We start from the raw sequence: 21,363 nt of genomic DNA on the forward strand, positions 1-21,363 counted from the left end.
TTTCTCCTAATCTATACTAAAAAAATGTACTATTTCGTAATCTTCATCACTATCAGATAGTCGTACACCATCTTCATTTACTAGAGCAAAGGCTCCTACACCATCTGTATCTTCATCAGTATTTATTTCATAGCAATCATAGCTTTCCCACTCGCCTATATAGTTAATATCAGTATAGCCGTCGTATTCACTCTGAACAAATTCCAAAACTTTTTCTTTGCTATTTTCTATTAATGTCATAATTTACCTCAATATCCTAATATATTTTCCATGGTCATATTTACAGATGACTCATACATATTGCCAAATTTTACCAAATGTACCATATATAGGTAGAGTCTGTAAAATTCTAAGCGCAATCTGTAGTTGCTATCTAGTGGGTATATTTCATTATATTTTTCATAAAACTCATCCGTAAATCCACCAAATACTGTTGTAATACCAATATCAAACTCCCTATCTCCATAAAATGGACTTGGGTCGAATAAAGCTGGAGTGCCATCTTTTAAAAACATATAATTTCCTCCCCACAAATCTCCATGTAGTAAGGATGGTTGTGATATATGTTTATCTAATTCTTCTTTCATTATGGCATGCACTTTTTGATATTTTTCATAATCATAACTAGTCCACAAATCCATATCCACAAGTTGCTTAGCAAGGACTGCCATTCTTTGGTCAAGAAAAACTTCTGACCACGTATCACTCCAGTCATTTGAAAAAGTAGTTTGTGAACCCCTATGCGCAAAATCAAAACCAAATTTACCATCGGGATTTTTGTATTGGTGAAGTTTTGCAACAGTTTTAGCAAGTTCACTTTGTGATCCACGGCTACCTTCATCTAAAAACGATAAAAGTAAATATGCATCATTATCAACAAACCCATGATCAATTACACTAGGCCCTGTTATGCCAATTTTTTCGAAAAGTTTTAAACCAGATATTTCTCCATCATAAAAACTATCATCAGTATTTTCTTGGACTAGCAAATAATAGATATCATCATGGGAGTAAATCTTATAAGCATCATTTACATCTCCCCCGCGTGCTGCCCTAACATCTGTTACATCTATTGGTAATTTTTTAATAATTTTTTCCATAGTAATCACCTCTTATAAGCTACTTTTACCCTTACTTATGCTTTACAAACGCAATGAAATATAAAATAAATTTTACAAAAGACTTTTGTAAATTATTATATGATATAATTATATAAAATAATACTAAGGGGGAATTATGTTTACCAACAAAAAAGTAAAGCCAATCTTTTCTGGTGTACTAAGCCTTGCTCTTCTAACATCAGGTGTTTTTACAACAGGAAATGAAGCGTACGCTGCAAATTTAAATGATAGCCAAAAATCTCAACTTGAAACATCATATTTTTCTAACAATGTTTCAAATAAAGCTAGTAAAATGCTTTTAGAAGAATATCCAGGTCTATCAAATGGCTCTGAATCTCAGCTAAAAGATTTAATAAATAAATCTGATGCTGCAATTAAAAAATCAAAGCCAGTTGTAGATAGTCTACACCCAGAACGTGCAAACGAAAGTGAACAAATTAAAAAACTTGATGCTTCTACTTTTGATAACAAGGTAAAGCAAGAATCAGTATTTCTTTTATTTGAACTAACTCCTAAAAAAGTCGAAGCTAAGAAAGATAAATTTGTAAAAATTGTTAATGATTCAATGAAAGTTCAGGCAAAATCAGAATATACCCTAAATAAACTTCGTGGATATAAAACAATCTCTGTAGTTCATGTAAATGATACTCACGGAAGAGTGGAAGAAAATGAAAAAAATGGTGAACTAGGTTTTGCAAAACTTAAAACTTATTACGATAATAAAAATGTAGCAGACAACGCCCTCCTATTAAATGCAGGAGATGTAATCCACGGTACAACATTTGCTACTATTTCTAAAGGTGATAGCGTAATAAATGTCATGAATCAAATGGGATTTGATGCTATGACCGCTGGTAACCACGACTTTAACTATGGTTATCAAAGATTAGTAGAATTAAAAAGCAAAGCAAACTTCCCAATATTTGGAGCAAATGTAGTAAATGAAAATGGCGATAACGTGCTTGACTCAGATAAAATAGTTGATATAAATGGAGTTAAAGTAGGTATATTTGGTCTAGCTACAGAAGAAACAAAAACAAAATCATCTCCAGCAAATACAGAAGGTCTTACATTTGTAAATTCAGTTGAAACTGCACAAAATGAAGTAACAAACCTTAAAAATCAAGGTGCTGATGTAATTATTTGCCTATCTCACCTAGGAGAAGATAAAGAAAGTAAAGAAACATCTACATTAATTGCAGAAAATGTAGAAGGAATTGACCTTATAGTAGATGGACACTCTCACACAGAATTACAAAATGGAAGATACGTTGGTAATACATTGATTGCTCAAACAAAAGCACACGGATATTTCATTGGTGATGTTACACTCTTATTAGATAAAGATAATAAAATTGTAAGTAAAAATGCTAGCTTAAAACCATATAACAGAATGAAATACCTAAATGCAAACAACGATACACTAGCGCAAATTGAATCAGTTACAAATGAGAATAAAAAAGTTCTTGATCAACAAGTAGGAGAAACTAGTGTAGATTTAGTTGGTGTTCGTGATATGGTTAGAACTCGCGAAACAAACTTAGGTGATTTTGTAGCAGATGCTATGATAAATGCAACTGGTGCAGACGTAGCAATCACTAATGGTGGTGGTATTAGAGAATCAATTGCAGCTGGTAGCATTACCAAAGGAGATGTTCTTACAGTATTCCCATTTACAAATTTTGCAGTAACTCTTGAAGTTAAGGGATCAGTGATTAAGGAAGCTTTAGAACACGGACTTTCAGAAGCTCCAAACTCAGCAGGAAAATTCCCACAAATTGGTGGCATGGTTGTAAGATATGATGAAACAAAACCAGCTGGCCAAAGAGTTACAGAAATTACTATTAAAGGCGAAGCATATGATCCAGAAAAAACTTATACCCTAGTAACTAATGACTTTATGGCTATTGGTGGAGATGGATATGAAATGTTTAAAGGTCAAACTAAACTAGCTGAATACGAACTAATATCAGAAATATTTGAAAATGCAATAAAAGAAGGTGGCACAATAGCTCCAGAAAATGATAACCGCCTAAGCCCTATTAGTGCGCAAGTAGATACTAATAAAGCTGCTTAGGTAAAAATATTAACTCCTACTAAAAAGTAGGAGTTTTTTTGTTTACAAATCATTTAAATATAGCTAAAAAACGAGTAATACATATAAATTATAGCTATATTTGACAAAGTACTGATATGCGACTATAATAACGCTGTTAATCGAATTAACAAAAAGGAGAGTATTATGAACAAAAAATTATTAGCACTAGCATTAGCAGGAACATTCGCATTTGCAGGATGTGGAAACAATGCTGAAAACACAGAAAAAGCTGACACAACAGAAACAACAGTTGAAGAACCAGCAGTAGAAGAAGAAACTACAACAGAAGTAGAAGAAAAAGCAGACGAAGCAGCTGATAAAGCAGCTACAGACGCTGAAGAAAAAGTAGAAGACGCTGCTGATGAAGCAGCTAAAGACGCAGCTGATGATGCAGCTAAAGAAGTAGAAGAAGAAACTACTACAGAAAAAACAAACAACTAATAAAGTTAAAATGGATGAGTACGCTCATCCATTTTTATTGACCATTTATAAAATTTAGCTTTTTATATCGACTTACTAATGTAAATTTAATCTACCCTCTCTGATATAAATATTTCATTTTTATCTAAATAAACATCCGATTTTCTCTCATCAAGGTACTTGATTAAAATATATTCTAAGCTATACGAGCTAATATCAGCATTTAGTAGCTCATTTATTTTTTTAAACAATTCAGACTTAGTTATTGGTGAATTACTATATAGTATTGAATCTATAAGTTCGTTTCTATCATTTTCATCTGAAAAATCAACTCTACTGACTATATTTCTATCTTTAATATTAATAATATTATACTTATCAAAGAAAAAATCATATTTACCATTAGAAGTATCATCTATTATGTTTAATTCCTCAGTATTTACTTCTTCCATATTTAAAGTACTTTCAGCAAATGAATTAAATCTATTAACCACTTGTTGGCACACAATTAGTAAATCTTCTTTCGCTCTATTGTTATTTTTATACCAATCAGTTGACCATATTCTATAAAAAGACCATCCCAAATTTTCTAATATTTCTTGCCTTAATACATCCCTATCTCTTGCGTTTTTAGAAGAATGATATGTTCTCCCATCACACTCTATAGCTAATAGATACTTGGTTGTTCCTTCAATTCTTAATCCCATATCAATTTTATAACCTGAAACTCCTATCTGGGTATCAACAGTAAAACCATTTTCTCTTAAAAAATAGCATACCTCTTGTTCGAATGGAGAATCAAAGTGATCATAGTTTTCAATATTTATACTTCTATCTAAAGCCCTGGTACCATTTTCTGCATAATCTAAATAGTCTCTTAAATATCTAGCTCCATCGTATTTTAAATCTTCTACTTTCAAGTCATAATCATGAATAGATGAAACTACTTTCATATTTATTTTAGCGCGAGAAGCAGCAACATTAAGTCTTCTTTCTCCACCTTCTCTACTTAATGGACCAAAGTTCCTTTTTAAGATTCCGTTTTCATTTAACGCATATCCAATACTAAAAATGATTGTATCTCGTTCATCCCCCTGCACTGTTTCAAGATTTTTTAAAAAGAATGGTTCATTTTTTTCATCACTAAAGAATTCCTCAAAGCTAGGTTCTTTTATTCTTCGATTATCTAAGATATTTTCGATTAACTCTGCATGTTTTGAATTTAATGATATTACACCTAATGATCTATTGGGAAAATTTTTAAAATGTTCATATATTAAATTTACTACTTGTTCTGCTTCTTTTATATTTTGATTAGTAACAGAATCTAATTTCGAGTTTACAAACTCAAACTCCATTCCTTCATCCTTACCAACAGGGTTTGAGGACGGAAAAGTTAACAAATTACCATCATAAAATTTTTTATTGGAAAAAGCAATTAGTTCTTCATATTTACTTCTATAGTGCCAATTTAATCTTATTTGGTTAAAATATCCAGTACATATATCCAAAATTGATTCGTAATCATTAACCTCACTTAAATTTTCTTCAAAATCAGAATCAACTGAACTTCTAAAATAATCTGATGGGGGCATTTGCATGGTATCCCCTACAATAATTGATTGTTTTGCTCTATATATGGATCCTATAGCTTCCCAAGGAAATATTTGGCTAGCTTCATCAAATATTACTAAATCAAATTTGAATACTTGTGGATCAAGATAACTACTTACATTTAATGGTGATACTAAAAAACATGGTTTTATGTTTAAAATTTCATTTCCAGCCTCTGTTAGTATTTCTCTGATTGATTTAACTTTTCTCTTCTTTTGATTCTCTTTTCTTAAAAAAGTATATTTGCTATTGGCCTTAATTTTAGTATTGTTTGGTATTTTTTGATATAATCTATGCTTTATAGTTTCTTGGTTATTATTGAAACTTTTTTTATCCAATTCTCTGAAGTCCTCTACATGCTTATCCCAAATATTCTTATTAAAGCTATTTAAAATGTTAGATTGAGTGATTTTAGACTCTATAACTTGCATATAAAATCTTTTTAGAAATAATTTATCTATATTTTCTAAAGGTATATTTTTTTCATTAACTTTATTAACAAATCCTAAAATTTTATATCTATCTAAACTATCAATTAATTTTTTAAAATTTATCCAATTATCAAGATTATCAAACTCAGTAATTATTAATTCTAACTTAAATAGAGATTCTCTCAGTTTTGTATTTTTTATATCAAAAATGTCATTATTAAAATAATTTTGAATTAATTCCAAATCTTCATCATAACTATTAATTCTTTTAGAGATATTTACTAGCTCTTTATCTAACCTAACGATACTTAATAAGTTATTTACAGATGTATCCAATAAAATATTACTTATATTAGGATTATTTAAATATTCATATAAATCTAAGCAAAATTCTACTTGGCCCCAATCGCTATTTATTCCATTATAATCTGGCCCTAACAAGCTTACGATATCTTCTTCTAAACTTTTATATTCTGCAAGCATATCATTATAATCTATTAAAGTGTTGATTATTTTTAAAGCATCGTCGTAGTCAATTTCGGAACTTTTTCTATTCTTACTAATCTCATAAATAGTTTTCTTATATTCTTTTCTAGAAGTAATTCTTTTAAGTTTAGAATCAAATATTTGAGTTAATTTATAGTGTAAATCTTTATAGTCCACAAGATAGATTTCTGCTTTATAAAGATTTTCTATTTCGCTTGATAAAGATTTAATACGTATAGCTAAATCTTTTAATTTGTTAATTTTATCCACATTCGTTTCATCAAATTTTTCTACATCTAAATCTAGAATTATGTTGTTGTTTAGCAAATAGTCTATCAACTTATTAACAATTAATAAATCGTTGTAGTTATTAATTCTTACATTCATTCTATTACTTAAATACTCACTGTGATTAATTAAATCCTTAAAAGCATTAATTGATATATTTATATTTTCATAAACTTCATGTTTGGTAAACAAAGAATTATCTTGTAGTTTATAACCATACCATGGATTTTTGCGGTAATCATACCCTAAATCTTTAGCATATGCTTTATAAGAGTTTAAATAATCTATCACATTATGTAGGTATTCTTTTTTTTCGTTAATAGGAATTGACAATATATAATCAACATCTGGATACTTATTAAGTTTATAATACTCTCCATAATAATCATATAAACTTTTTCCTGTATCTTCATCTAAAGAATGTATAAGGTTATTGTATTCATTTAGGTCTTTAATTAGATTTTTTTCTCGTATATTATCATCATTTACTATATAAGACTTATTATGTCTTCTATTTAATAAATTATTTATATCTGACAATACATCTTTATTGGACACGTTATCAAACAAATCAAGATAAAAGTCTGAAAGACCAACTTTATTTAAATTATTTTTTACAACTTCTAATGCGGCTTGTTTTTGGGATACAAATAATACTTTTTTCCCATCGAATAAACTTTCTGCTATAATATTCGTGATAGTTTGACTTTTTCCAGTTCCTGGGGGACCTTGAAGGACAAAACTTTCATTCCTCTTAGCTGATAGAATGGCTTCTATTTGGCTGGAGTCAGCATTCACTACATTATGTAAATCTAACAACGGATAGAATTCTTCTGAATAATTCTCCTCTTCAATAGAGCTATAGTCTCCATCATCTCTTTCTCCTAATATTTTTAAAATATTTTGATTATTTAAAATTAATTCGTGGTTATTTTTAATGTCTAAGTACATACTGATTTTATCAGTTCTGAAATTACTAATGTAAGTATCTTTTTTTACTTCATAATTGATATTATAAGAATCTTTTAATCTGGACATTTCATTATCTAAAATACTTAAATAATCATCTATGGATTCATTAGAATATTCTGATAATTCAATACCAAAATCTTGATAAAATTTATATCTAAGGATCGGGTTTAATATAATAGAGCTATTGTTCGAGCTTACCGTAAAAGGAGAACCTTTACTTTTTTGATTTATGCTAATTTCCATTAATGAAAGCGGAGAGATATTATAAGTAATAGAAGTAGGTGACTCATTCCATTTTACAAATCCTAGTGCAATATGTAGAACATGTATCCCTCTTTCTTTTTTATATGTTTCAGATTTTTTAATAAGTTCTTCGAGTTTTTTTAATGTTGTATCTTTTTCTAAATCAATACTTTTATTTTTACTAGAGTACAGTACAATTTCTTTCTTATTTATTATTTTTGATAAATTAAATTTTGTGTAAGTACTATTACTTATAAAACCATCATCTTCAATTTTATTTTTTAAATCATTTGGACTCAGATGATCATCTTCCACAATTTCATTATTTTTGCTAAAATACTCATCATATTTTCTGATTACATCTTCAATAGATATAATTGCAGCCGTTTCGTTATCAACTAATTGATTATATATTGTATCAATTGTCGGATATATAACTTTAAAAGATTGCAAATTTTCCTTTAAATTTATTAAATTATTTCTTCTATCTGTTTCTATTAGATTATTCTCATAATCTTTTAATTTATTAATCACTTGTTGATTCATTATTACTCCATATAATTATTATTTGCTATTATTATATTTTATATGAGATCTAAGTTTACTCAAGCTTAATTATAAGCAATAAAAAACTAGAACTTCAGTTCTAGTTTTCAAGACTTTTACTAGATTAGATTTGTAATTATCTAAAAGTATACGAATTGCCCAATTTTGCTTTATAGATTTTTATCTGATATATTAGCGCTGTAAGTTTCCAAAATTCTATGTATTGCAACGCCGTCTTTCTTTATAATATTAATCCTTACTTAATTGCAACTCGGTATTGGAGATCACCAGCAAATCGACTTGTCTTTTAATCTGCCAATCTCTAATCTATTCTCGAAAATAGTTATTTTATTTATTATCAGGATTTTCGTATCCTTTTTTAACTATTTTTTCGCCTTTACAAGTGTTGATTCGTTGGCCTTCAAACTCAACGATACCGCAGTGCTCGCCGTTGCTCATTGGAACGTCTTCTACGATTGATTCTTGATATTCTTTAATTTTTTCTATTTCTTCGTTTGTTTTTTTGTAATTTTCTCTATCTTCTAGTTCTAAATCATCGGCTTCAAATACTTGTTTATCTTTATTATTTTCCATTTTAATTCTCCTTTAGTTCTTTAGTAGAATATACCCATTTTTTTGCAATTTAAAAGACCCCTTAGGGTCTTTATTTTAGTGAGTTGCTCCACCTGTTACGCTTAGGTCTTCTTTATTATCGTATTTTACTATTGCTCTAATTGCTGCATTTAGTCCTTTTACGATATCTTCAAGGCTCATTGAAGCTGTATCTTTTTTATCTACTACTTGTTCTGTTAAAAATGGTACGTGGATAAATCCTGCTTTGATGTTTCCATATTTTTCAGCTAAGTATAAGTCTTGGTACATGATGTGGTTACATACAAAGGTACCTGCTGTGTTTGATACGCTTGCTGGTAGATTTTCTTTTTTGATTTCTTCTACCATTGCTTTGATTGGAAGTGTTGAAAAATATGCTGGTGCTCCATCTTCTCTGATAACTACATCAATTGGTTGATTTCCTTCGTTATCTTCGATACGAGCATCATCTTCGTTAATTGCAACTCTTTCTACAGTGATACCATATCTACCACCTGCTTGTCCGATTGATAAAACTACATCTGGATTTACTTCTTTGATTTTTGCTTCAACCACATCCGCTGCTTTGTGAAATACTGTTGGTATTTCAAGTTTGATTATTTCTGCTCCTTCGATATTGTCATCTATTCTTTTTACAGATTCGATAGCTGGGTTTGTTGGTTCTCCACCAAATGGATCAAATCCTGTTACTAAAATTTTCATTTATTCCTCCTAAAACGCCCAAAATCTCATTAATAGTATATGGGCAATAATCATTAATATTGATAATGGGGCTTGTTCTTTTATTACCCCATTTCTATCTTTCATATCTAATAATCCTACTGGAAGTACGTTAAAGTTACCAGCCATAGGTGTCATTAGTGTACCACAGTAACCTGCTGTCATCGCTAATGCAGCTGCTATTGCAGGATCTGCTCCTTGGGCAATTACAAATGGAACTCCAATTCCTGCTGTGATTACAGTAAAGGCTGCAAAAGCATTACCCATAATTGCAGTAAATACTACCATTCCTAGAACGTAAGCAATAGACCCTGTCCATGGATTAACTGTTGGAATCATATTACCAATAATTGATGCGATAACATCACCAACCCCTGCTGCTGCAAAAATTGCACCTAAAGCTGCTAAAAGTTGTGGTAAAATTGCTACTGAACCTACTTGTTGAACCATTCTATCAGATTGTTTCATCATAGATCCAAAGCCTGATTTTGTCATAATCATTGCTACAATTATTGCAATAATTGCTGTAAATCCTAGTACAGATGAAGAAGAATCTGGGATAAGTTTTGCAATAATAATAGCTAAAACTGCCATTACTATTACTGGAATAAATATTTTATTTCCAAGTCTATTAGATCCTTCTACTTCTACTCTTTCATCATTTATGATAGCACCTTTAACCATGATTCCATTAATTAATGAGATAATTCCAATGATTACTACAAGTATTCCTGAAATCATAGATGGTATTAATTTACCAAAGGCAAAAAGAGTACCTAAAATAAGCCAAAATACTACGGTTGTAAATTTCTTTTCATTATCTTCTGACCTTGCTACCCTATATGCAGTGTAGAAAAATTGTAGACCAATTAATACAAAGATAAATTCTAAGAATTTTGGGAAAAAATCTGCTGTTGGCATACCAAATATTGTTTGCATTATTTAGCCTCCCTTAATTTTCTATCATCAATTATATTTTTAATAACTCCGAGTGCTAAACAAATTAAAGCGATAGGTAGAGATTTTGCTGCTATATCAGCATTTGTTACAGGATATCCTAAAGATTCCATTTGCCCTGCAATTAAAAGTACTCCACCTGCTCCAATAAAGGTATTTTGAGCAAAGAAGTTACCAAAGTTTTCCATAGCTGTTGCACGAGCTTTTAATTTCTCACTTTGTTCTGGAGTAATTTTTCCATATTGTTTTTCGACTGCCGCCTCTGACATTGGGAAAATAATTGGTCTTACAAATTGAACCAGACCGTAAATTCTCATTGATAAGAAACCAGCTAATTCTCTAAATAACAGGTAAACATTAAATAATGCTCCTGGTGATAAGTTTTCACGTTTTTTAACAAGTTTTTCTGCTGATTGTTTTAACCCATATTGTTCAGATAAACCTATAACTGGTAAGGTTATGATAAATAGGGTTACTATTCTTTGGTTTACAAAGTTTTCGCCAAGGATGGTTAGAAATTCTGGGATAGAAATTCCAGCAACCATAGCTGTTACGAATCCTGATAATATAACTGTAAATACAATGTTTAATTTAAAAATAAATCCTAAAACTATTATCAGAATACCTATAAGTTTTAAATATTCCATATAAATCCTCCTTTGAATATTTTTCTAATCGTAAATTAATATGAAGAGAAAGTCAATAAGTATTATTGAAAGAAATCGCCTATAAAATAACAAATAAAAAGGCTATTTCTAGCCTTTCTTTATTTTTTAAGTTTATCAAGCCATTCTTTTTGAATTGCATTCATTTCTTCTTCTACTTTTGCACCTATATCTTCTAGCTCATCATCTGAGAATAATTTTTTAGCTACTTTTGCAAACTCGTCTTCTTCTTCATCCATATGATGAGTGCCAATTTCTTCAAAAACGCTAAACTTTGCATCCCAAGTTTCATTATCCAAAGGTGTATTATTTAAAACTCCTAGTTGAAACATGATTACAGAGTGCTCTTCTGGCATTTCTAAAATAGTATCTTTGTCATCGATGCTCTCACATTTTTCTAAAGCTTTTGGAAATACTATTTTTTCTTCTGCTTCATGGTGGCCAGCAAGTTTTGCATAAACTTTATAAAAAGCATTTTCTTTGGTTTTTCCATCTGAAGATTTAACCTTTTCTATTAAATCTTTTACTTCACTGTGGGCTTGTTCATTTAGTTTTAAGTAGTTCATTTACTTTCTCCTTAATTTTATTTACTCCTATATTATATTAAATTGCTGCCTTTATAGCAATAATTCAAAAAAGGTATATTTTATATAAAAGGAGTTTACTATGGAGTATAAATTAATTAGCGGAAAAGATTTGGAAGATAATTTAGATAAATATTTTATAATTGATGTTAGAACCAAAGAAGAATACGCTGCAGGGCATGTTCCAGGATCTATAAACGTACCTCACGAAGAAGTTTTAGAGCATATTGATAAAATAAAAACTGATAAACCCCTTGCCGTATATTGCGGCTCTACTAAAAGAAGCGAATATTCAGCTGATATTTTAACCTATGCTGGCTTTGACAATATAACAATTGCCCCTGGCGTAAGACTATATGATTATAAAATGACAAAATAAAAATCCTAGTCTAAGCTAGGAGTTTTATTTATTTGTTTAAAAATTCTAAAATATCATAGTAAGCTAACTTATTATCTTTTTCATTTAAGATTTCATGTTCCATATGGTCGTATTCTTTATAGCTGATATTTTCATATCCAACTTTTTTTAAACAATTAAGGGAATTATCAATACCTCTTGTAGCGCCAGTTACTATATCATCTGCACCAGTTGCTGAGTGGATTTTTAGCTTTGGATTTTTAAATTGATAGTTAGAGACCTTATTCATTTTATTATTCAGATCAATAATTACTACAACTGCTCTTTCTAAAAATTGGAAGACTCTAAAACTATCATTTCTTTTTTCTATGACATTATCCATATTATAGGATATCCAGGTATCATCCCCATCGCCTGGTAAAAGCGGAGTAAGGACTGCTGGTTGGTATTCTCCAAAATAAAAAGTAATTATATTTCCTAAAAACACACCAAAGGGAGCAATCTTACTATGTTCAACTGTTCCAATTAAAACTAATTTTTCTATAGTATCATCATAGTTTTGTAAATACATACGAGCTATCATAGAGCCCATAGAGTGGCCTATCATATATATTGGCAAATCAGGATATTTATCGTGTATATAAGAATTTACTACATAGGTATCATCAATAAGTTCTTCTGATAATCTCATAAATCCATTAGGATATTTTTCTGAAATACTTTTGCCATGGCCTCTATGGTCGTGAGCAATTACTATGTAACCATCATCGACTAAATAATTAATAAAATCCAAATAGTTGTAAGAATGCTCAGCCATACCATGGACAAGCTGCACTATGCCTTTTGGGTTTTCATTTTCATATAGTCTTACAAAAATATCGTGGCCATCGGTATTGGTAATATACATTTCTGTATGCTCATCAAAAATTTGTTTTTGTCTAACAAACCATTTTTTGCCAACTCTCATTTTTTTGTAATCACTAGTTTTTTTAAGATAGTGAATTTGAGGCAAGATTAAAATAATAATTATTAAAGGGAGTAACCATAAATTCATAACTAATCCTCCAATTTTTTTACATTTATAGCAGAAGGACCACGTGGTTGATCTATTGCTTCAAATGAAACCTCTTCTCCTTCAGATAATTTTTTGTATTCATCATCTGAGATTATGCTTGAAAAGTGTACAAAATAATCTGTTTCACCTGCATTTATAAACCCATATCCTTTTTTATTATCAAAAAATTTAACTATACCTATTGTCATTATTTTCCCTTTACTGCACTAAATAATATTCTCTGACTGTCATCTCTTACATCATCAAAATCATCTTCGTCATAAGTTTTTATATCTTTAAACCCAGCTTGCTCTACCATATTTTTTACTTCAGAAGTTTTATAAACACGCTCTTGTTGATATTCGTAAATTCTTTTATAAGAGCCATCTTCATTTTCCACAAAAAAATTAAGGTGCATATCAACCAAATCATCTTCATAAAAATTATCCCAGGTATAGAATATATCTTCGTATTCATAAACATAGCAGTTTGAGCCAAAAATCTCTGTCATTTTATACTCGGAATTGATATCAAAAACTAAAAGACCGTCTTCTTTTAAATTTTTATAGCAATTAGCAAAAAGTTTTTTAAGTTCTTTTGGGTCTGTAACATAGTTAATAGAATCAAGCAAGATAACTATCAAATCATATTTACCAGGATTTTCAAACTCAACCATGTCATAATATATAAGATTTATATTATCATTGTCATATTTCTTTGCAAAAACATTGAGCATATCAGGTGAAATATCCAAGGCATCTATGTTTTTAAATTCATCGAAAAAATAATTAGTAAGCATACCTGATCCTGCAGCAAGTTCTAGCATATTTTCTTTTTTAATATTATAATTTTCTACAAGCTCTAAGATATTATTTGCATATCCTTTGTAGTCTAAATCAAAACTTAATTTATCATAAATATAAGAAAAATCTTCGTACATTCTATATTACTCCTTACCTCTAATATAGTCTTTGCATATTTTAGATATAAAATCTGCAAGATAAACTAATATTAAATAGCATATCATATATAAAGTAATTTCTGAATACCTAAAGAAGCTCATAGCTAGCTTAAAGGCCATACCTAGTCCACCTGCACCTACAAAACCAACAACTATTGTCGTTCTAATAGTAACTTCCCACCTATATAAGATATAATTTATAAATTTAATGCTAGTTTCTGGAAATATTCCATAAAGCAAGGCTTGGGAGGTGCTAGCTCCATTTAAACTTAAATTTCTTATAGGTCTTGGGTCCATTTCTTCTATAACCTCTGAACAAAGTTTTGCTAAAACTCCAAAGTTATGCAAACCCAGTGCCAAGGCTCCTGCTGGTAGGCCTGGTTTAAATATAAAAACTAAAATCATAGCCCACATTAGCTCAGGAATCGCTCTTGTTACTAAAAATAAAAATCTTGCAATATAAAACATAATTTTTCCAAAAATATTATTCGATATTAGACTTTCATTTCTTACATTTCTAGCAGAGAAGACTACAAAAATAAACATTAGAATACTAGCAACACCCATAGCAATTATACTTAAAATTAGTGTGTCAAAGCTTAATTTTAAACCGTTTTGCCACTTAGCAGGATCTCTAAAGGCTGGTAGATCCTCCCCTTTTCCTAGTAAACCATTCATAAAGTTTGTAAAATATTCTTTGTTTTTGTCACTAAAAAGTTCGTTCAGATTTGTATTATTATTTCTAAATAAACTTACATAGGATAAGATAATTAAAACTAAAAGGACAACGGCAGTAATTTTCACTCTATTTTTATCAGAAGAAGTTTTTCTCAAGCTATTATTCCAAGTACTTATTACCAAAACCAATGCTACTAAAAAGTAAATATATATCCAAACCCTAGTAAAATTCATATCCTGCAGGGCTAATTGGATTTGAAAACCTAAACCACCAAGACCAACAAAACTTAAGACAGATGAGCTTCTTACAGCACATTCTAGTCTATAGAGAGTGTAGCTTAGCATTTCTTTGAAAGCCAAGGGAAAATAAACATAAAAAAGCGCCTGCATATTGCTTGCACCACTAAGTTTAGCAGCCTCTACTGGTTTTAAATCTACTTCCATTAGTAAATCTGCATAAACTTTGCCAAGAGCACCTGCATAAGGAATAGCTAAGGCAATTACTGCACCAAGAGGATTTAGTCCAATTGCCGCCACAAAAATCCAAGCCCAAACCAATTCGTGAACGGCTCTTAAAAAGCCTAAAATTCCTCTGGCAATTTTCATTACTACTTTATTTTTAAAAATAATACCAGCAGCTAGTATGCCTAGGATAAGTCCAAGAATAATCGCAAGAGAAATTGAAATTAGTGCATAAGATAGGGTTAGCCAAGTGGCATCTAAAGCTTTTAATAAAATTGGACCTGAAATATCTGGATGTATCATAGATGCGAGCATAGATTTTAAAATAGGTATTCCACCTGCATGGATAATCCCTGCTGACCAATCTATGTAAGTTAAGGAAAATATAAAAACAATTAAAAATAAAAACAATAATTTAAAGGGTCTATTAGTAGATTTACTTCTCATACTATATCCTTTTTAATATTATATAGATTTTTGTAGTCTTCTTCTGTGATATTACTTACTCTTTTATGAAAAACTATTTGCCCATCTCTTAAGGCAATAGCTCTGTCAAAATAATCTTTTACAAGCTCTACTGAATGGACACTAGCAAGTAAGGACTTATTTTGATCTTTAGCAAGATTTGTTAGTAGTTTTAATATTTCCTTACTACGAGCTGGATCAAGGGATGAAACGGGCTCATCTGCTAAAATTAGTTTAGGATTTTGTACCATAAGTCTTGCTATGGCTACCCTTTGCTTTTCTCCACCTGATAGCAAACTTACTTTTTGATATGCTTTATCCTCTAAACCAACTTTATTTAATATCTCTAAAGCAAGATCTTTTTCTTTAGTATGAAGTAGATTTGCAAAAGATTTACCAAATCCCCATTCGTTAAACCTACCTATCAAAACATTGTTTATTACTGATAAAGAATCAACTAGGTCAAAACTTTGGCGGATAATACCAACCTTTTTTGCCCTTAGCTTATTATTTTTTATTTCATTGATATTTGAGTTGTCAACTATTATTTCCCCACTATCTGGGCTTAAGACATTAGTAATTAAATTTAAAATAGTAGACTTACCAGCCCCAGAAGGGCCAATAAGTGCTACTATTTCATTTTGATTTATATTTAAATTTATATCGTTAAGAATGACTTGGTCATCAAAACTTTTATTCAAATTTTTTATAGTAAGAATTGAGTTTTCCATTGATTAATTTAACATTCCTAATTGTTCTGCAACTTCTTTGATTAAGTCGTAGTTTTCATTTTTAGTTTCGATAAATTCTTCTGTTGAAAGTAAGTCCATGATTTTGCTATCTTCTTTTTTCATATTTAAGATAGTATCTTTTACTTTTTGTGCTGTTCCTTCACCAAATTTTTGGTCAATATCTTTATTTAAAGTCCAGTTGTAGTCATAGAAATCAGGAGTTCTGTAAAACTCTTCTACTTTTGTTTCATCTACTAAACCTTCATCTAAAGCTTTTTCCCAATATTGAACATTTACTGCTCCAGTTTGGAAAGCACCTGATTCTACAAGTTTATAAGTTTTATCATGTGATCCTGAGTAGTTAGCAGCACCATCAAAATCTTCATCTGGATTAATTCCAGCTTCTGTTAAGAAATATCTTGGCATTAAGTGGCCAGATGTTGAGCTTTCTGATCCAAAAGTAAATGTTTTACCTTTTAAATCTTCAAGACCTTTTAAACCTAATCCTTTTTGCTCAATAAATACTGATTTAAATTCTTGGTCAGATGGTCTTTGAGCGAAGGCTTCTGCTTCTGGAACTTTATTTAAAGCTTGAGTTACAGTTAGTCCACCAAACCAAGCAAGGTCGATTTCTCCCCTGTCAAATGCAGTAACTAATGATGCATAGTCTACTGTAGGAACAAATTCTACTGGTTTACCAATTTCTTTTGATAAATACTCAGCAAAATCATTAAAGGCTTCTTCCATCTCTGCTTGATCAAAGTCAGGAATAGCACCTATTTTAAATACTTCACCATCAGTAGATGCTGTTTCTTCAGCAGTGTCTTCTTCCACCTTAGCTGGCTCATCAGTTTTTGTTTCAGTATTAGAATTACTTGAACATGCTGTAAAAATCAGCATAAAGCTAGCTAATAAGGCTAATAAATATTTTTTCATAAAAACATCCTCCTTATAATATTTATAATTTAATAATATATTACAAGGAGGATTTAGTCAAATATATATCAATTTATTTTTACAAAATAATTGACATTCTAATTAAATTTATTTATTTTTTATTTCTTCAAGTGATAATCTAGTTTTTGCTAGTAAATCTTCATAGTTAGCAAGTTTTTCACGTTCTTCATTTACAACTGCTTCTGGAGCCTTGCTTACGAAGTTTTCGTTATTTAACTTACCACTTGCTCTTTTAATTTCGCCTTCTAGTCTTTTTATCTCATCTTTTAAACGAGCACGTTCTTTTTCATAGTCCATTAAATCATCTAGGCTCATTAGGACTGAAAATTCGTTAAATACTAAGTTTACTAAGTTTTCTTTATCTCCATCAAATTCTTCTTTTAGATAGATATCTACTTCGTTTGAATTTGCAAGATTTTTAAATTGTCCTTTTAGATTTGCTAGTAAATCTTTATATTCTTCATTTTCTGCAAGGATTATTAAATCTTGTTTAGTTTTTGCCCCTACATTTAGGGTTGCTCTTTGGTTTCTAATAGCTGTGATTGCCTCTATTGCTGAGTTTACTGTTGCTTCTTCACTAGTAAATTCAAAGTCTTCATTAAATGTTGGCCAGTTTTCTACTATAAGCATGTCATCTTTGTTTGGAAGTGCTGAGTAGATTTCTTCTGTGATAAATGGCATAAATGGATGAAGTAGGGCTATCATTTTGTTTAATACATATAGTAATACTTTTTTGACATCTGATTTTGCTGCTTCATCATCTCCATTTAATCGTAGTTTGGCAAATTCGATGTACCAGTCACAGTATTCTTCCCAAATGAAGTCTTCTATCCTGCTTGCTGCAAGACCGATTTCATACTTCTCAAGATTTTTTGTAACTTCTTCTATAACATTATTTAGACGTTTTAAAATCCATTTATCTTCTAGGGCGAGATTTTCTACGGTTGAAAAGTCTAGGTCATCGCCTTCTTCTATATTCATTAGAACAAAACGAGTTGCATTCCATAATTTATTGGCAAAGTTACGGCTAGCTATGATTCTTTTTTCATCATAGCGCATGTCATTTCCTGGACTATTTCCAGTAATTAAAGTAAATCTTAGCGCATCTGCCCCGTATTCATTTACAACATCGATTGGGTCTACACCATTACCTAGAGATTTACTCATTTTTCTACCTTGTGGGTCACGAATAAGTCCTGTAAATAATACGTGATCAAATGGAACTTCCCCTGTTGTATATAAAGAAGCAAATACCATTCTAATAACCCAGAAGAATATAATGTCATATCCTGTTACTAAAATATCTGTTGGGAAGAAATAATCTAGTCTATCATTTTCTACTGGCCAACCTAGGGTTGCAAATGGCCAAAGTGCTGATGAGAACCATGTATCTAGAGTATCTTCTTCTTGAGTAACATGAACTCCATTTAGCTTGCCTTCTTCATCTGGATCTTCTTCTGAAACTATTATTTCTCCATCATCTGTATAGAAAACTGGTAGTCTGTGTCCCCACCAAAGTTGACGAGAAATAGTCCAGTCTCTAATATTATTTAGCCAGTTCATGTAAGTTTTACCTAGAGAATCTGGAATTAATTTTAATTCTCCATTTTCATAAACTTCAGCAGCCATTTTTGCAAGCTCATCCATTTTTACAAACCATTGCTTAGAAACAAGTGGCTCTATAACAACTTTTGTTCTTTCACTGTAACCTACAGCGTGAGTTAAAGTTTCAGTTTTTACTAGGTAACCTTCATCTTCTAATTGTTTAACTAAAAGTTTACGAGCTTCGTATCTATCAAGGCCAGAATATTTTCCATAATCATCTGTAATATGTCCTTTTGTATCAATTACAATACATTGACCAAGATTGTGGCGTTCTCCAACTTCAAAGTCATTAGGGTCATGGCTTGGTGTTATTTTTACACAACCTGTACCATATTCCATATCTACATAGCTATCTTCAATTAGTGGAATCTTTCTACCTACTATTGGTAATATTAAATTTTTTCCAATTTTATCTTTAAATCTAGGATCTTCTGGATTTACTGCAACTGCAAGGTCACCAAACATAGTTTCTGGACGGGTTGTTGCTATTGTAATATATTCGTCACTATCTTCAAAAAAGTATTTGATATACCAAAGATTGCCTTCTTTTTCTACGTGGTAAACTTCTGCATCTGATATAGCGGTTTCTGCTTCTGGGTCCCAGTTTACAATTCTATTTCCTTGGTAAATTAAACCATCATCATACATTTTTTTGAAAACTCTTTTTACAGCACGAGTTAGGTTTTCATCCATAGTAAAGCTATCATAGTCCCAATCACAAGAAACCCCGATAGTTCTTAATTGTCTTTTTATTGTACCACCGTATTCGTGGGTCCAATCCCAAGCTTCTTCTAAAAATTTCTCACGGCCAAGTTCTTTTTTTGTATGACCTTCGCTGCGGATTTTTCCAACTACTTTTGCTTCTGTAGATATAGATGCGTGATCTGTGCCTGGTATCCAAAGGGCTTCAAAACCTGCCATTCTTTTATAACGAATGATTATATCTTGAATCGTATTATTTAAAGCGTGTCCTAAGTGTAGTTGTCCAGTTACATTTGGTGGTGGCATTACTATCGTAAATGGTTTTTTATCTTTATTTACATCAGCTTTAAAATATCCACCATCTTCCCATTTTTTATAGATTTCTTTTTCAAATCCACTCGGATTATATTTTGTTTCCATTGTTTCTCCTTTAAATTTCATTAAAAAAGGTGGTAAAGCCATAGCTCTAGGACGAGTTATCGCGTTACCACCTAAATTCCTTTTATTATTAAAAGACTCTTATTGTACTTATGCGTACCACACTGAAATATATATAAAAGCAACCTTCAAAAGCTTGTAACTAAAGATTTGCACCAACCATCTTCTCTCTGAAAGTACTTGCAGTCTACTCCTCTTTTACTATTTCATATTTAATTCTTTTATTATTATATTACGAGAAATATTTTTGTCAAAAACATACTTTTACTCTAATTAGGTAAATAATAAGCTAAAAAAGCCCTTAAAATTTTATGTGAAAATATTTTCATATTTATGTTTTAGTGTTATAATATTTTTAGGGTTGGAGGAGGAAATTATATGGATTTATTTGTATATATTATATCTGATACAGATGGAATTGGTATGTTAAGGTTAGCTCAAAGTACTATGGAAAAATTTGAAGTTAAATATGAAGAGAAAACATTTGCTAACATAAAATCTACTGATGCTCTATCTGAGATATTTGTTGAAATAAGAAAAGATATAGGTTCAAAAATAATTTTCAATTCTTTAAATGACCCGGACCATAATAAAACTATTAGCGAATTTAGTAAAATCGAAGATATCTTAACTATCGATTACACAAGCTATTCCCTAAATAAAATTAGCAAATTTTTAGGGATAAGCCCTATTGATGGATTAACAGATGATGATTATAAAATAGTTCACCATTATAAACGTCTGGATGCTTTGGATTTTGCTATAAAGTACGATGATGGTAGAGATTTTAAGGGGTTAAAATATTGTGACATTTGCATTATAGGAGTTTCAAGATCTTCCAAAACTCCTCTTTCTGTGTACCTTGCAAGTATCGGATATAAAGTAATAAATGTTCCAATAATATTAGACTCTAGATTACCTCGTGAGCTTTTTGAAATTGATTCTAAAAAAATATTTGGCCTTATCCTAGATAAAGATAGGCTGCAAAAAATTAGACAAGAACGACTTAAGTCTATAAACTTACCATCACATTCTAATTATTCTGATTTAGACCGTATAGAAAAAGAATTTGCCTATGCAAATGAACTAATGGAAGACTTAGATTGTCATATTATTGATGTTACATATAAGTCTATTGAGGAAATCTCAGAATACATAATAAGTAGTATCGAAAATGTAAATTAGAAAGGGGAAA

At 30.4% G+C, this 21,363-nt stretch carries 19 protein-coding genes; 4 read left to right on the forward strand and 15 right to left on the reverse strand.

Annotated features, from left to right (window positions below; translation table 11 throughout):
- Window positions 1-6: 6 nt before the first annotated feature.
- The gene (locus ACCQ40_RS03515; protein ID WP_410032618.1) at window positions 7-240 is read right to left on the reverse strand and encodes a hypothetical protein; all 234 of its coding nucleotides are present in this window, start codon (window positions 238-240) and stop codon (window positions 7-9) included.
- An 8-nt stretch (window positions 241-248) separates the two neighbouring features.
- On the reverse strand, window positions 249-1,100 hold the full coding sequence (locus tag ACCQ40_RS03520) for a fructosamine kinase family protein (RefSeq protein WP_410032620.1): 852 nt from the start codon (window positions 1,098-1,100) through the stop codon (window positions 249-251).
- A 136-nt stretch (window positions 1,101-1,236) separates the two neighbouring features.
- On the opposite strand from ACCQ40_RS03520, the gene ACCQ40_RS03525 reads away from it, so the two are divergent.
- Window positions 1,237-3,198, forward strand: coding sequence for a bifunctional metallophosphatase/5'-nucleotidase (locus tag ACCQ40_RS03525; protein ID WP_410032623.1), 1,962 nt, complete (start codon window positions 1,237-1,239; stop codon window positions 3,196-3,198).
- A gap of 165 nt (window positions 3,199-3,363) precedes the next feature.
- Complete coding sequence (locus ACCQ40_RS03530; RefSeq protein ID WP_394020464.1) at window positions 3,364-3,660, forward strand: hypothetical protein; 297 nt, start codon at window positions 3,364-3,366, stop codon at window positions 3,658-3,660.
- An 86-nt stretch (window positions 3,661-3,746) separates the two neighbouring features.
- Here the strand turns inward: ACCQ40_RS03530 and ACCQ40_RS03535 are convergent, their stop codons facing one another.
- The 6 genes from ACCQ40_RS03535 to ACCQ40_RS03560 form a co-directional block, all read right to left on the reverse strand.
- A complete protein-coding gene (locus tag ACCQ40_RS03535; protein ID WP_410032625.1) occupies window positions 3,747-8,219 on the reverse strand; it encodes a DUF4011 domain-containing protein in 4,473 nt (1,490 codons plus the stop codon).
- A gap of 348 nt (window positions 8,220-8,567) precedes the next feature.
- Window positions 8,568-8,813, reverse strand: a complete 246-nt coding sequence (locus tag ACCQ40_RS03540; RefSeq protein ID WP_394020459.1) for a hypothetical protein — start codon at window positions 8,811-8,813, stop codon at window positions 8,568-8,570.
- 75 nt (window positions 8,814-8,888) lie between these two features.
- Window positions 8,889-9,533, reverse strand: coding sequence for a pyroglutamyl-peptidase I (gene pcp / locus ACCQ40_RS03545; protein WP_394020457.1), 645 nt, complete (start codon window positions 9,531-9,533; stop codon window positions 8,889-8,891).
- Window positions 9,534-9,542: 9 nt separating this feature from the next.
- The gene (locus ACCQ40_RS03550) at window positions 9,543-10,490 is read right to left on the reverse strand and encodes a 5-oxoproline transporter, DUF979 family subunit (protein WP_410032626.1); all 948 of its coding nucleotides are present in this window, start codon (window positions 10,488-10,490) and stop codon (window positions 9,543-9,545) included.
- Window positions 10,490-11,155 carry a DUF969 domain-containing protein gene (locus ACCQ40_RS03555; RefSeq protein ID WP_394011710.1) on the reverse strand — a complete coding sequence of 222 codons (666 nt, stop codon included), beginning with the start codon at window positions 11,153-11,155 and terminating at the stop codon, window positions 10,490-10,492. The genes ACCQ40_RS03550 and ACCQ40_RS03555 overlap by 1 nt, the downstream gene beginning before the upstream one ends.
- 119 nt (window positions 11,156-11,274) lie before the next feature.
- Window positions 11,275-11,739, reverse strand: coding sequence for a hemerythrin domain-containing protein (locus ACCQ40_RS03560; RefSeq protein ID WP_410032627.1), 465 nt, complete (start codon window positions 11,737-11,739; stop codon window positions 11,275-11,277).
- Window positions 11,740-11,839: 100 nt separating this feature from the next.
- On the opposite strand from ACCQ40_RS03560, the gene ACCQ40_RS03565 reads away from it, so the two are divergent.
- The gene (locus tag ACCQ40_RS03565; RefSeq protein ID WP_410032629.1) at window positions 11,840-12,136 is read left to right on the forward strand and encodes a rhodanese-like domain-containing protein; all 297 of its coding nucleotides are present in this window, start codon (window positions 11,840-11,842) and stop codon (window positions 12,134-12,136) included.
- Between the two features lie 28 nt (window positions 12,137-12,164).
- Here the strand turns inward: ACCQ40_RS03565 and ACCQ40_RS03570 are convergent, their stop codons facing one another.
- The 7 genes from ACCQ40_RS03570 to ACCQ40_RS03600 all read right to left on the reverse strand — a co-directional run bounded on the left by ACCQ40_RS03570 (window position 12,165) and on the right by ACCQ40_RS03600 (window position 20,150).
- Window positions 12,165-13,169, reverse strand: coding sequence for an alpha/beta fold hydrolase (locus ACCQ40_RS03570; RefSeq protein ID WP_394011713.1), 1,005 nt, complete (start codon window positions 13,167-13,169; stop codon window positions 12,165-12,167).
- A gap of 2 nt (window positions 13,170-13,171) precedes the next feature.
- The gene (locus ACCQ40_RS03575; protein WP_394011714.1) at window positions 13,172-13,378 is read right to left on the reverse strand and encodes a cold-shock protein; all 207 of its coding nucleotides are present in this window, start codon (window positions 13,376-13,378) and stop codon (window positions 13,172-13,174) included.
- Window positions 13,378-14,109, reverse strand: coding sequence for a class I SAM-dependent DNA methyltransferase (locus ACCQ40_RS03580; RefSeq protein WP_394011715.1), 732 nt, complete (start codon window positions 14,107-14,109; stop codon window positions 13,378-13,380). Before ACCQ40_RS03580 ends, ACCQ40_RS03575 begins: the two co-directional genes overlap by 1 nt.
- Window positions 14,110-14,115: 6 nt before the next feature.
- Window positions 14,116-15,717, reverse strand: a complete 1,602-nt coding sequence (locus ACCQ40_RS03585) for a PhnE/PtxC family ABC transporter permease (protein ID WP_394011716.1) — start codon at window positions 15,715-15,717, stop codon at window positions 14,116-14,118.
- Window positions 15,714-16,466 (reverse strand): phosphonate ABC transporter ATP-binding protein, encoded by a 753-nt coding sequence (locus ACCQ40_RS03590; protein ID WP_410032630.1) that lies wholly within the window; start codon window positions 16,464-16,466, stop codon window positions 15,714-15,716. Before ACCQ40_RS03590 ends, ACCQ40_RS03585 begins: the two co-directional genes overlap by 4 nt.
- 3 nt (window positions 16,467-16,469) lie before the next feature.
- Complete coding sequence (locus tag ACCQ40_RS03595; RefSeq protein ID WP_394020438.1) at window positions 16,470-17,402, reverse strand: putative selenate ABC transporter substrate-binding protein; 933 nt, start codon at window positions 17,400-17,402, stop codon at window positions 16,470-16,472.
- 108 nt (window positions 17,403-17,510) lie between these two features.
- Window positions 17,511-20,150 (reverse strand): valine--tRNA ligase, encoded by a 2,640-nt coding sequence (locus ACCQ40_RS03600; protein ID WP_394020436.1) that lies wholly within the window; start codon window positions 20,148-20,150, stop codon window positions 17,511-17,513.
- A 396-nt stretch (window positions 20,151-20,546) separates the two neighbouring features.
- On the opposite strand from ACCQ40_RS03600, the gene ACCQ40_RS03605 reads away from it, so the two are divergent.
- The gene (locus ACCQ40_RS03605) at window positions 20,547-21,353 is read left to right on the forward strand and encodes a pyruvate, water dikinase regulatory protein (protein WP_410032631.1); all 807 of its coding nucleotides are present in this window, start codon (window positions 20,547-20,549) and stop codon (window positions 21,351-21,353) included.
- Window positions 21,354-21,363: the final 10 nt, after the last annotated feature.

Origin of the sequence: Anaerococcus cruorum (genome assembly GCF_046365495.1) — a bacterium.
GTDB lineage: Bacteria > Bacillota > Clostridia > Tissierellales > Peptoniphilaceae > Anaerococcus > Anaerococcus cruorum.